The 12,019-nt window shown below is 52.9% G+C and carries 15 protein-coding genes; 8 read left to right on the top strand and 7 right to left on the bottom strand.

The annotated features are described in order from the left end of the window. Positions 1 to 43 precede the first annotated feature (43 nt). The 4 genes from AAC599_RS18020 to lgt all read right to left on the bottom strand — a co-directional run bounded on the left by AAC599_RS18020 (position 44) and on the right by lgt (position 3,626). The gene (locus tag AAC599_RS18020; RefSeq protein ID WP_340151797.1) at positions 44 to 853 is read right to left on the bottom strand and encodes a hypothetical protein; all 810 of its coding nucleotides are present in this window, start codon (positions 851 to 853) and stop codon (positions 44 to 46) included. A gap of 136 nt (positions 854 to 989) precedes the next feature. Further along, on the bottom strand, positions 990 to 1,754 hold the full coding sequence (gene pgeF, locus AAC599_RS18015) for a peptidoglycan editing factor PgeF (protein ID WP_340151796.1): 765 nt from the start codon (positions 1,752 to 1,754) through the stop codon (positions 990 to 992). Position 1,755: 1 nt separating this feature from the next. Further along, complete coding sequence (locus AAC599_RS18010; RefSeq protein WP_340151795.1) at positions 1,756 to 2,820, bottom strand: SAM-dependent methyltransferase; 1,065 nt, start codon at positions 2,818 to 2,820, stop codon at positions 1,756 to 1,758. Further along, positions 2,817 to 3,626: a prolipoprotein diacylglyceryl transferase gene (gene lgt, locus AAC599_RS18005; protein ID WP_340151794.1), complete on the bottom strand. Its 810-nt coding sequence runs from the start codon at positions 3,624 to 3,626 to the stop codon at positions 2,817 to 2,819. The genes AAC599_RS18010 and lgt overlap by 4 nt, the downstream gene beginning before the upstream one ends. A 115-nt stretch (positions 3,627 to 3,741) precedes the next feature. Between lgt and AAC599_RS18000 the strand changes: the two genes are divergently transcribed. The 6 genes from AAC599_RS18000 to AAC599_RS17975 all read left to right on the top strand — a co-directional run bounded on the left by AAC599_RS18000 (position 3,742) and on the right by AAC599_RS17975 (position 6,932). Continuing rightward, on the top strand, positions 3,742 to 4,056 hold the full coding sequence (locus AAC599_RS18000) for an accessory factor UbiK family protein (protein WP_340151793.1): 315 nt from the start codon (positions 3,742 to 3,744) through the stop codon (positions 4,054 to 4,056). A gap of 193 nt (positions 4,057 to 4,249) precedes the next feature. Then, a complete protein-coding gene (locus AAC599_RS17995; protein ID WP_340151792.1) occupies positions 4,250 to 4,756 on the top strand; it encodes a YbjN domain-containing protein in 507 nt (168 codons plus the stop codon). A 3-nt stretch (positions 4,757 to 4,759) separates the two neighbouring features. Next, a complete protein-coding gene (proC, locus tag AAC599_RS17990; protein WP_340151791.1) occupies positions 4,760 to 5,572 on the top strand; it encodes a pyrroline-5-carboxylate reductase in 813 nt (270 codons plus the stop codon). An 80-nt stretch (positions 5,573 to 5,652) separates the two neighbouring features. Beyond that, entirely contained in the window at positions 5,653 to 6,156 is a 504-nt protein-coding gene (locus tag AAC599_RS17985; protein ID WP_340151790.1) for a hypothetical protein, read from the top strand. Between the two features lie 62 nt (positions 6,157 to 6,218). Next, positions 6,219 to 6,560 (top strand): tRNA-binding protein, encoded by a 342-nt coding sequence (locus AAC599_RS17980; RefSeq protein WP_340151789.1) that lies wholly within the window; start codon positions 6,219 to 6,221, stop codon positions 6,558 to 6,560. A gap of 24 nt (positions 6,561 to 6,584) precedes the next feature. After that, a complete protein-coding gene (locus AAC599_RS17975; RefSeq protein ID WP_340151788.1) occupies positions 6,585 to 6,932 on the top strand; it encodes a hypothetical protein in 348 nt (115 codons plus the stop codon). Between the two features lie 17 nt (positions 6,933 to 6,949). Here AAC599_RS17975 and AAC599_RS17970 read toward each other — a convergent pair whose 3' ends face one another. The 3 genes from AAC599_RS17970 to AAC599_RS17960 are packed head-to-tail and all read right to left on the bottom strand — an operon-like array spanning position 6,950 to position 9,527. Then, positions 6,950 to 8,335, bottom strand: a complete 1,386-nt coding sequence (locus AAC599_RS17970; protein ID WP_340151787.1) for an ATP-binding protein — start codon at positions 8,333 to 8,335, stop codon at positions 6,950 to 6,952. After that, positions 8,323 to 9,006 carry a response regulator gene (locus tag AAC599_RS17965; protein WP_340151786.1) on the bottom strand — a complete coding sequence of 228 codons (684 nt, stop codon included), beginning with the start codon at positions 9,004 to 9,006 and terminating at the stop codon, positions 8,323 to 8,325. The genes AAC599_RS17970 and AAC599_RS17965 overlap by 13 nt, the downstream gene beginning before the upstream one ends. Before the next feature lie 26 nt (positions 9,007 to 9,032). Further along, the gene (locus tag AAC599_RS17960; RefSeq protein WP_340151785.1) at positions 9,033 to 9,527 is read right to left on the bottom strand and encodes a MarR family transcriptional regulator; all 495 of its coding nucleotides are present in this window, start codon (positions 9,525 to 9,527) and stop codon (positions 9,033 to 9,035) included. Positions 9,528 to 9,631: 104 nt separating this feature from the next. On the opposite strand from AAC599_RS17960, the gene AAC599_RS17955 reads away from it, so the two are divergent. Further along, positions 9,632 to 10,516 carry a branched-chain amino acid aminotransferase gene (locus AAC599_RS17955; RefSeq protein ID WP_340151784.1) on the top strand — a complete coding sequence of 295 codons (885 nt, stop codon included), beginning with the start codon at positions 9,632 to 9,634 and terminating at the stop codon, positions 10,514 to 10,516. A 134-nt stretch (positions 10,517 to 10,650) separates the two neighbouring features. Further along, complete coding sequence (locus AAC599_RS17950) at positions 10,651 to 12,006, top strand: hypothetical protein (protein ID WP_340151783.1); 1,356 nt, start codon at positions 10,651 to 10,653, stop codon at positions 12,004 to 12,006. Positions 12,007 to 12,019: the final 13 nt, after the last annotated feature.

Raw genomic sequence — 12,019 nt, 5'->3', positions numbered from 1 at the left:
TTAGGGGAATTTCGTAAATTTTTGGTAGAGAGATGCAAATAGATCAGGATTTCGACTTGAAATATTCCGGCTCGCTTTTCCGAAGCAGATTATAGATCCCGTCCGCTCCGCCCTGGGCTGCCAATACCGCCGTATCGCCCCAGGCCCCATTGAGGGAGCCAGCCCTGATTCTATTGCGCTGTTTGACTTGCCCGACTTGCTCCCCATTGCGCCGTTCCAAACTCCAGGTCAGCTCTATGACCTGTGTTTCGAATTTGGGTGGCGTAATCTCCGCTTGGCCGCGGACAATGAAGTTCGCACCGGCTTCAGTCGGTAGTACTTCCAGCCCTAGCCGCGCCAGCCTGTCCTGTATGGCCGCCGCGAGACTTTCCGATCCGTCTCCCGGCGCTCCTTCTACGATCGGGACGAAAATCACCGGCTTGTCGAGGGCCGCAAAATTAACACCGTCCCCTCCGAGAAGTTGGTCAATATGACTGGCTGAGTTGAGGACCAGTTTTTCCAACTCCTGCGGCGGAAGGGCCGACGTTTCAATTGCCGTCGGCAGTTTTTCGAGTGCAAAAAGGCCTGTGTCGCGATTTTGTGGGTCGAAGATCGTCCAGTTCAGAAATCGTCCGTTTGTATCTTCGAGTATCTCGCCGCGTACATAGTAGCGATTTGGTGCAGCTTGTCCTCCGAAGGCGGCGATGCCAAGGTCCTGCAATTTAGCGGCAACCGCATTTTCAAGCTCAGGTGGACCTCCTGTGACAGGTTCCACGTAAAGGGCAGTGCGCGGACCGGGCGCCGCCCGCCATGACGTCTTGACCTCCGGCTGGAAGGGTCGTTGCAGCGGTTGGCAGGCAACCAGGAATGCCATGCCTGCAAACAACAATCCTTTTATGACGAAACTACATCGCACAGGTCGCGAGAACCCCCAGCAGACAGATCATGATAAAGATGACCATATAAGGCATTATGCTTCTCTAATTCAAGTGACGAGGCGACCGGATCAATTACCCGGTAAGGACGATTGCCGACAGCTGGCGGCCATAATCCGCTTCCCCCCGCTTTACCATACGTCGATAACTGAAAAACAGTTCTTCTTCTGCGCAAGTGTCATTGCCCAACAGATCAACTACCTTGATTTCTTCTTTTTCAAGGCCTGCGCGGACAAATCCGGTCAGGTCAAACATATGATGACCTTCTTTTTCGGAGGGAATAAAAAACCGTGTCGCATCGGAATCCGCTTCCAGGAAGGGCGCCGGAAACTCCGGACCGACTTCATATGACTTCTGGGCAATCGCGGGCCCGATCGCCGCCCGGATATTTGATTTTTTTGCACCAAGTTCTGTCATCTTTTCAATGACACGCGTGCTGATATTCCCTAGTGCGCCTTTCCAGCCAGAATGCGCGGCACCGATAACCTTATTTTCCACATCCGCAAATAGTACCGGCACGCAGTCTGCCGTGAGGATGCCAAGGGCGATACCCGGAATATTGGTTACCATGGCATCCGCTTTTGGTCTTGGGGTGATTTCTTGTCTTCGATCAATAACCAGAACCTCGGTGCTGTGAATTTGATAAACAGTCCTGAGAGCGTCCGCCGGCCGGTTGATCATGGCCATGGCGCGCGCGCGGTTTTCTGCAACCCTCGCTGGATCGTCTTTGGAGCCGGGACCGCAATTGAGGCTTTGATAGAGATGCTCGGACACACCGCCATCGCGCGTGAAAAAGGCATGAGCGATCGCCTCATTCTCAAGTATTGAACTTTTTAGCATCTCAAGATCCAAAACCTTCCGTTGCTGCCGATGTATTATGGGATAATGCCATGACTTTGAAAAGTGTCCCCATTTCGGATGAGCTGATTAGGCGACGCAATTGCGTATCAAGATTTTTGCGTTGCACCTCGCCTGCATTCTTCTTCAGTTGATGATGCCTTGCTTCGATGCCAAGCCGTTCCAGAAACCGGCCCTGCGGTATCGGGCCTTGTACGGTGATGCCACAGGAAAGAGCAATTTCCCGAAGATTGCTGAATCTGACATGGGTAGTCAGATCGGCTTCTCCGGGTGAGGCTAAAGGATCAGCATATTCATGGCGTTTCATGGCCTGAAAGCTGTCGCCTAGAATGGTTTCTGTTGCCCCGTAGTCTATTATTAGTGCCGCGCCACCTTCACGGAAGATGAGCTTGCTGATCTGCTCGATCAGTCTGTCCCCTGCAAGGCATAGTTCGAGAATGTCATTATCATCCGCAGAAGGAGCGGAAGTGATGGCTACGGGAGTATCGGCGAGCTGATAAGCGAATTTGCCATCGCGAAGGGTGATCATCCGCTCAACCCAGGTGCCGGATTGATAGCTATATTGATGGATAGGCAGTGCGTCAAAAAATTCGTTGGCAATCAGAATAATGGGTGCACCGACAAGGTCCGGTAGCTCATCATGCCAATGGATGTCATGATCATCAAGGGTCTCTGCCTGCCGCTCTTTCAGCCGAGCGCTGGTTTCAATCAGATGGATTTCAGCGGCAGCCAGGAATTCCGGCACCAGCCGGGCGCTTCTCAGTGCGTCGCCCATCAGGGTGCCGTTCCCCGGTCCCAGTTCAAGGATATAGAACTTGCCAGGCTGGCCGAGTTTGACCCAGACGTCCACCGCCCAAAGTCCGATCAGTTCTCCAAACATCTGGCTGGCCTCCGGCGCGGTAATAAAATCGCCTTCTGCTCCGAACGGGTTTTGCCTTGCGTAATAGCCATGCTCCGGATGGCTCACTGCCATTTCCATATAATCATGCAGGGAGATCGGCCCCTCTCTCTCAATCCGCGCCTTCAGCAGTTCGCCAAGGGGATTCATGCGGTTTTGCGGGACGGGCGAAACATGAAATACAGACCAACAATCAGGATCGGAAGGGAGAGAAGTTGCCCCATCGTGGCTCCGCCGATCAGGAATCCGAGATAGGCGTCCGGCTCCCTGTAAAGCTCCACAATGCTCCGAGCGACAGCATATCCTGCGAAGAAGAGGCCCATGATAAACCCGGGCTTTTCGGCATAGCGTGTTCGCCGGAATACAAGGAGCACGGCGAACAGGACGATTCCTTCCAGTAGCGCTTCATAAAGCTGGCTGGGATGGCGTGGGAGATCGCCGCCGCCCGGGAACGCCATTCCCCAGGTCACATCGGTCACGCGACCATATAGCTCTCCGTTAATGAAGTTCGCGATCCGTCCGAAGAAAAGCCCGACGGGCACAACTGTCGCCAGCAAGTCGCCAAAATCAAGGGTGACAATTTTTTTGAACCGGCAATAGAGAACCGTGGCCAGCACAACGCCTAAGAATCCCCCATGGAAGGACATGCCGCCTTGCCAGACCATGAAAATCTCGGATGGATTTCCGAAATAATACTCGGGCTTGTAAAACAGCACATAGCCGAGCCTTCCGCCCAGAATAACCCCCAGCGTGGCCCAGATCAGAAAATCATCCACCTGCTTGGGGGAGACTCTTGATCCATCCTCCCGGGCAAGGCGCATCATTAACTGCCAGCCAAGGATCAGGCCGACGACATAGGCAAGTGCGTACCAGCGAATGGCAAAGGGTCCTATCTGGAAAATGACAGGGTCAATTTCGGGAAAGGCGATGGCCGCGAAAAGGGTCGATAATATCATGCGGGCTACTATATAAAGTTCTTGAGAATATTCGCAAGCTTCTCTCGGCAAGGCAGTTGCTTTCCTGCCTCTCCCTTGTCATTATGGAGACTAATCTTATTGAAGGTTCAACGCGATGCAGACAAATTCCCGTCTTTTTGATGATCTCGCCCGACTTGCCACCGGTGCCCTCGGCACAGCGCAGGGGGTTAAAACGGAATGGGAAAATCTCTTCCATCAGCGGATGGAGCGCTTTGTCAGCGAGATGGACCTTGTCCCGCGCGAAGAATTTGACGCGGTAAAAGCTGTGGCCGTACTTGCGCGTGAGGAAAATGACAAATTAAAAGAACGTCTTGCGGCACTTGAGAAAAAGGTTGGCGAGCTTTCCAAGACACCGCGCACGCGTAAAGCACCGGCCGCCAAGAAGAAAACTTCCGCGTCGGACGACTGAATTTATCCACAGAAAAAGCGGTCTGACAGTACTTTCTTTGTTGCGCTGCAACTCTAGGGGAACTACGCTAGATTTATGGTTTCGCAGAATAAGCGGCACCATATATTGTCTGCAGTAGATTTCCTTACCGGCTAGGCTTCAAAGTCGAGTCACAAGGCGCCAGCCGGGGGATGGTTCTGAAAGGAATGGCTCCATGACGTCCTTGTATCTCACTCACGAAGAACTCGAAGACTCCAATCCCCTTGATCTGATTGAAAGCATTATTGTCGATAACGACTGGTCCTTTGATCGACAGGGAAATAATGAATTGACTGTGGGAGTGGAGGGGAGCTGGTGCCAGTATCATCTCTGGTTTTCCTGGCGGTCTGATCTTCGGGCGATTCACTTTTCATGTGCCTATGATGTAAAGATACCGGAGCGGCGATATGCTGCCGTCTATGAGCTGTTGGCGCGGGTCAATGAAAGGATGCCGGTCGGCCATTTCGATACCTGGCGGGAGGAGGGGATGATCCTGTTCCGCCACTCCCTGCTGTTGAGTGGTGCCAGCATTATAACCAGTGAGCAGGTTCAAACCCTTGTAGAGATCGGGATGAGCGAGCTCGAGAAGTTTTACCCGGCGATCCAGTTCTGTATTTGGGGCGGAAAAACACCGGAAGAGGCTATAGAAGCAGCAATGTTTGAAACAATGGGTGAGGCATAAATCATGCCTCTTTCATTGTTGCTTGTTGGCTCCGGCAAGATGGGGCAGGCAATGCTTGGCGGCTGGATCGAAAACGGATTTGAATCTGCCGGAATAGTGGTTATCGATCCCAATACGGAAAATCTGGCTTATGCAACGGAATTGGGATGCAGGGGAATAGATTCGGCAGAAGATATTCCAGATGATTTCCAGCCGGATATCATTGTCTTGGCAGTTAAGCCGCAAATCATCAAGGATGTTCTCGGAACCTTCCGGCGACTGACGGAGAGAGGAAGCCTTGTCATTTCCATTGCGGCAGGCACGCGTATTTCAACATTTGAGGAAGCGTTTGGAAAATCGGTGGCGGTGATACGCGTCATGCCGAATACCCCGGCCGCCGTCCATCAGGGCATGATGGTTTGTTGTCCGAACCCGCATGTTGGTGCGAGCCAGAGGAACCATTGCGATCAACTGATGCAGGCCATTGGCGAGGTCGCCTGGATCGAGGATGAAGGCTTGATGGATGCGGTGACGGGCGTCTCCGGTTCCGGGCCTGCCTATGTCTTTTACATGATTGAGGCGATGACGGCGGCTGGGATCGATGCGGGGCTGCCGGAAGAACTTGCTGTCAAGCTGGCTGAGCAGACCGTGGCAGGGGCGGGTGCGCTTGCTCGGCAATCCGCAGAGACGGCGGCACAGTTGCGCAAAAATGTGACCAGTCCGAATGGCACAACGGCGGCAGGACTGGCTGTCTTGATGGATGAAAAGAAGGGGTTGGGTCCATTAATGAAAGAAACAGTCGCGGCGGCAACCAATCGTTCAAGAGAACTCGGATAATAGAATAAATTAGGAAAAAATCTCTTTAAAGTTGTATTTCTGGTTCTATATTATTCTCTATAAACTGAGAGGATAGAGCCATGAGTGATACTCCTGCATCTTCAAAAAGCGATCCGGCGACGACAGAGACGACAACAGCAACACCGCCACCTGCACAGAGTAGCGATACAGCGGCACCGAGCGGTGGCCCGCCGACGCCTGCCGGAGGGGTCATCATTCCTGATCTGAGCGCTATCACAACTTACCAGACTCAGAATATGCAGAAAATGACGGCCGCTGTGCAGGCTGCCAGTGAGGGTCTGCAGGATATTGTTCAACAGCAGCGGACAACGCTGCAACAGACAATCGGCAACTTGCAGAAATCGCTCAATAGTTCTGTGTCAACGGCAAATGCCGGACAGGGCAAGGCGCCGGATATACAGTCCGAGATAGACAATCTCAATCTTACGGTTGATACCCTGACCAAAGCCGCGGAAACGCTGACAGAATCCACAAACAAGTCCTTTGAGGCAATCAACAAATCGATGGAACAGTCTCTGGCATCCATCGAACAGGTCGCCGAGAAGTTTTCGTCCGGAGGATAAAGCGGGTGATTTTTGAGACCATTTATCCTAGCATCGCCGAGAGTATAGGAGATGCATGGTTCATGGAAAATGTAATTACGTTCGAGGATTTCCTGAAAGTCGACATACGGGTCGGCCGTGTTGTCGAGGCAACCGAGTTCCCGGAGGCGCGGAAACCGGCATACAAGCTGAAAGTTGATTTTGGCGAAGAAATAGGTATTCGCAAAAGCTCGGCGCAGATAGCCGCGCTGTATAAACCGGAAGATCTGGTTGGTCGACATGTTATGGCGGTCGTAAATTTTCCGCCGCGGCAAATCGGCCCGTTCATGTCCGAAGTGTTGGTCCTCGGGTTCAGTGACGCGGATGGGAAAATCTCACTGGCTGCGCCGGATCATGACGTGCCGATCGGTCGTCGGCTGGAATAGGCTTGGAGAAAAGGAGCGTATCTGATGGCTGAAACCGATCAATCGACGGACGACGGAATGCCGACCCCGCCTGATTTAACCACGCTTTTTCAAAAGCATACCCAACAGATTGCCGCGGCTTGTCAAAAAGCGAACGAGGCCTTTGCGGTTTTCAAAAGCCGCGATCAGGATGTTGCCACGCTAACCACAAGCCTGAACAGTGAGGTAAACGAAGTCTTCATGATGGCCGCGGCGGCCAAAACACCGCAACTCGCAGTGGCAACCATCCCACCTGTTCTTGCGCTGGCCAACACAACATTCGCACAAGTCCCGGTGACGGAACAAAAAGCCGTCAGCGAAATTCAGCAGAATTTTTCCCCTTTTGCAAAATAACGCGTGAAATCCATGCGTTAAAGTGGCAGCCGGATCTCAATCTGAAGGCCTCCAGCCGGAGAAGTGCCAAGAGCAATCTGCCCGCCATGTCCGTGGATAACGTCACGGGCAATCGTCATGCCGAGACCACTGCCGCCTGTTTTCATGTTGCGCGAGGGATCAAGTCGGTAGAAAGGCCGGAATACGTCCTTGCGGTTTTCCTCAGGGATTCCGGGTCCGTCGTCATCGATTATGATAATGATCTCCGAATTTGTTGATTTGACGGTGACCCATATCTCTGTCGCGTAACGGGCGGCGTTATTTACCAGATTAGTGATGCAACGTTTAAAGCTGCTGGGCCGGAGTTCCGCGCGCAGGACGTCCGGAGCTTCAAGGGAAATGGCGGCGCCCTGACGACGGGCGTTCATGACAATGTCATGGAAAAGTTCAGGTATGTCCGCGTCTTCTACCGCCTCTGCTTCTTGCCCTTGCGCAAAGGCGAGATAACCTTCCACCATTTTTTCCATATCAGCAACGTCACCTTGAAGACTCACCTTGCTCTCATCTTCCGGCATCATCGCGAGTTGCAGTTTCATTCTTGTGAGGGGAGTCCGAAGATCGTGGCTGACGCCAGCAAGCATCTCCGTGCGCTGCGTAATCTGCCGCAGAATCCGGTGTTTCATGACATGAAAAGCCCGGGAAGCGGATCGTATTTCCTGGGCGCCACTTGGTTTGAAATCATCAACGAACTGGCCTTTACCAAATTGCTCGGCCGCTCTTGCAAGTTGGCGGATGGGGCGCATCTGATTGCGAAGAAACAATAAGGCGACGCCCAGCAGGACCAGGGAAATCGCCACCATCCACATGACAAATATATAGGTCGTGGATGAAAATAATCGCTTGTCGCGGACGATCACCTGCAGCACCCCGTCGGGCAATTGTATCAAAATGATGACGGATTCGAGCTTGGTATTCGTCGAGATATCGAAGGCGCGGGCGGGGAGGCTCTCCCTCATGGCACTCACCAGATGGCTTTCCAGAAAGCCGTAGCTTGACTTTCTGACGCTGGCTTCGGGAAGCGTAGCTCCTTCATTTATGCTGACTGCGAGACGCATGTGCCCGCGCGCGATACTGAGAATGTCCGCCTCTGCCACACTGCCGGGAAACCGGTCACGAAGCGATATGACGGCGGCAACGTCACCTGCCACGCCCTGTGCGAGCCGCCGTGCGACATCATCCCAGTGGCGTTCGTAGAAAATATAGGTCACCAGAATCTGCAGCAACAGGATCGGCAGAACAACGATCATGATTGACCGGCCGAACAAAGTGCGGGGCATGAGATTTTTGATAAAACCAGCGGTTATCTGGTTATAAATGCCTCCTATCCGGCGAAATATATCGCGCAAAAGGGTTAGTCCGCCCATAAAACATATCCTTCACCGCGTACCGTCTGAAGATGGCGCGGTGCCTTCGGATCATCTTCTATCTTCCGCCTGAGGCGAGTTATCTGAACATCAACGGCACGGCCCTGACTGCCGCTTGAAACAGAAAGGTCATCCCGGCTGATCGGAACGCCTGGGGTTGCGGCCAGCGATTTCAGCAGTAAAGATTCCCCTGAGGTCAAGTTAATGATGTCCCCGTCTTTAAGCAGTTCGCCGCGCTCAAGATTAAATGTGAAGGATCCGAACTGGATATCCACTGGCTTTTCGGTTTTTGCTCGGCGTAAAATTGCATCGATGCGCAACAAAAGCTCTCGCGGTTCAAATGGTTTGCTGAGATAATCATCGACGCCGGCTTCCAGCCCGTTGATTCTCTCTTCGGCTTCGCCCATTGCCGTCAGCATCAGAACCGGAATTTCGCGGGCGGATCCGCCGCCGCCGCGCATTCTTTGCACCAGTTCGATCCCGTCTCCACCGGGCATCATCCGATCCAGTACGATAAGGTCGAAAAAGAAGCCTCCCATCCGGCTTTCCGCCATCGCGTTACTGGCCGCTGTCGAGACGCGATATCCGTTATCCATGAGGTATTTCTTCAACAGCGAAAGCAGTCGGTTGTCATCGTCCACTACAAGAATATGAGGCGCATTGTCCTGCATTGTCGGTTACCTGTCGGCCCAAGGTGTCATGGCTTCGAAACCCGCCGCATGACTCGGTCCCGCTGCTCTTCATCGATCAGGCCGGTTAGCACCTTGCGATAACCTGCGACAGCATCGCCTCCGGCTTCCCGGAACGCATTGGCGACAAGTTCTCGCTGGACCCGGCTTACCTTCTGCTCAAGCTTGCGGCCTTCTTCAGTGAGGAACAGGCAGCGCTGCCGCCGGTCTTCTTCCCCCTGCCGTTGTTCGACATAACCGCGTTTGATGAGGTTACTAAGGACACGATTGAGGCTCTGTTTCGTAATTTTCAGGATATCGAGCAATTCGGACACTGTCATGCCTTCATTACGCCCCACAAAATGAATCACACGGTGATGCGCCCGTCCGAAATCATAGTCCTTGAGAACCTGATCTGCTCCCGCCGTAAAGTCGCGATAGGCAAAAAACAGAAGCTCTATCGCCTGCCTAAGTTCCTCTTCGCGCAGGAAAAGCGGGTTATTCGTAGATTTTACGTCAGTCATGTTGACATATATTTCTTATAATGTTACAAAATCATCATTCGATTCGACATAATCGAACGTTTTATGGGAATATACGATATTATAATAACGCAAGGTGCTTCAAAATGGATACCTCCTCTTTTGCCGAACGAGACGGCTACATCTGGTTGAATGGTAAACTCGTACCATGGCGCGATGCAAACATCCATGTGCTTACACACGGGCTGCATTATGCCAGCAGTGTATTCGAAGGGGAACGGGTCTATGATGGCGAAATTTTCAAACTCCGGGAACATACTGACCGCCTGATTGAATCGGCCCGTATTCTGGGCTTTAAACTGGAACAGACCGCTGAAGAAATCAATGAAGCTTCCCGCCAGACAGTGCTTGCGAACAAGATTGTTGATGGCTATGTCCGTCCGGTCGCCTGGCGCGGCTCGGAAATGATGGGCGTTTCGGCCCAGAACAACCGGATCAATCTTGCTATCGCCGCCTGGGTGTGGCCGAGCTACTTCTCACCGGAAGCGCGGATGAAGGGGATCCGGTTGAAACTTTCCGAATGGAAACGTCCGTCACCGGAAACGATCCCCACGAAATCGAAAGCGGCCGGTTTGTATATGATTTGCACGCTGAGCAAGCATCAGGCCGAGTCTGAAGGGTTCGACGATGCGCTCATGCTTGATTACCGAGGCCGGATTGCCGAGGCGACCGGAGCCAACATCTTTTTTGTTCGTGATGGTGCACTGCACACACCGACGCCTGATTGCTTCCTGGATGGCATCACCCGGCGGACCGTCATTGATCTCGCCCGGGCACGGGGGATCGAGGTTATTGAGCGCGCGATCATGCCGGAAGAGATGGTGGACTTCTCTGAATGTTTCCTGACGGGCACAGCCGCAGAAGTTACCCCTGTCAGCAGTATCGACAGATATCAGTTTACGCCGGGTACTATTTGCGCGCAGTTGATCAAGGATTATGATCAATGTGTTCGCCGTAAAATAGCCGCATAACCAGATTATAAAACACAACTGATCAATACCCGCCTTAACCATGTTGAGGCGGGTATTTTGATTTTCGCGCAATTTCGTCTAAAATAATGTATAGATACAGACAAATTTAATAAGCCGCAGATTGTTCGGGACAAATGACAGTTATGATAGTGACGCGATTAACCATGGCCCTGGGGCTCGCTCTTTTCGGCACGCAATTCGCTCAGGCAAGTTATGAGGCCGGCAAGGAAGCCCTTGACCGAAATGATGCCGTTGCGGCTATAGAGGAATGGCAGCCCGTCGCAAAACGCGGTGATGTCAATGCACAGTTTGCTCTTGGTGAGATTTATGAGAAAGGTGCAGAGGGGATCAATATCGATCTGATCGGCGCTTATGCCTGGTACAATCTGGCGGCGGCTCAGGGCAATGAAAAGGCGGATACAGCGGTTGAGCAGCTTAAGAGCAGCATGTCTCCGGAAGAAATTCAGGATGGCGAAGCCCAGTCAATTGCGGCATTGGGGTTCTGGTTTCGCAGTTTCACCGGTCAGGACGAGGCCGCCTTTCAGGTCGCCAAAGCCGCGGTTGGCGAGCGGAATCAGCAGCAAAATGACAATAGTGCAGCCCTTGCCGAACAACGGGCGGCTGAGCAGCGTGAGCTGATCGCGCAGCGAAAGGCTGAAGCGGAGGCCAAGGCAAAGGCATTGGAAGAAAGCCGCGAAGCGGCGATTCAGGCTGCACAAGCACAGGCGGAAGAGGCGAAACGGCAGGCGGCATTGCGCGAGCAGCAGATAGAAGAGCAGCGGATGGCCATAGCGCAGAAGGATGCGATGTCTGATCAGGCCGAAAAGGATGCAGCCCGAGCACGGCTTGCCGCCTTGATGGCGAAGCAAAACGGATCCACTGCGATAACAACGACGACGATGCCGTCAGTGCCTCAAGCAAAAATCACAAAGATCGAACCGGTTCCTACGCCCGCAATTGAGAAAAGCGTTCCTGCGCAAGCCGAACAGACGTCGGGTGAAGGGATGAGCGCTAAAGCTGAACCAAAACAACCGGTCGAACCCCTCAAAGAAAAGGCTGCGACCGATGCAAAGGCGGAAGCGGTGAAAAAGGCGGAGCCTTTAGCTAAGACTGAGGAACTGACGGTTGCCGATGCGGCAAAGCCGCAGCAGATGGAGAAAGTTGCGAAAGCAGAGCCGACGTTGACCGATGAAAAATCCGCAGCGCTTGCCTCATTGAAGAAGAAAGGCAGCCTTGACAATGATGCGGTTGAGCAGATTTTTGAGCAGGCAAAAATCGCTAATCTGGACACCCCGACCGCTCAGGCGGAAATCGAACAATCCATTGTTAGGATCGAGGCATTGAAATGGTCCCTCATTTCAGGGGCAAAAGGGGATACGGCCGCGCCAAAATTGAACAAGGTTCTGATGTCAAAGATGTCACCGGTTCAGATCGCTGAGGCAAACCGTTTGGCGAGCGAATGGTTGATCGAACGTCAGAGCGAACTCTGATCATCTGAATTTC

Source organism: uncultured Sneathiella sp. (assembly GCF_963976355.1).
Taxonomy (GTDB): domain Bacteria; phylum Pseudomonadota; class Alphaproteobacteria; order Sneathiellales; family Sneathiellaceae; genus Sneathiella.
The sequence above is the reverse complement of the archived record's forward strand: the minus strand, read 5'-3'. Positions and strand labels throughout refer to the sequence as shown.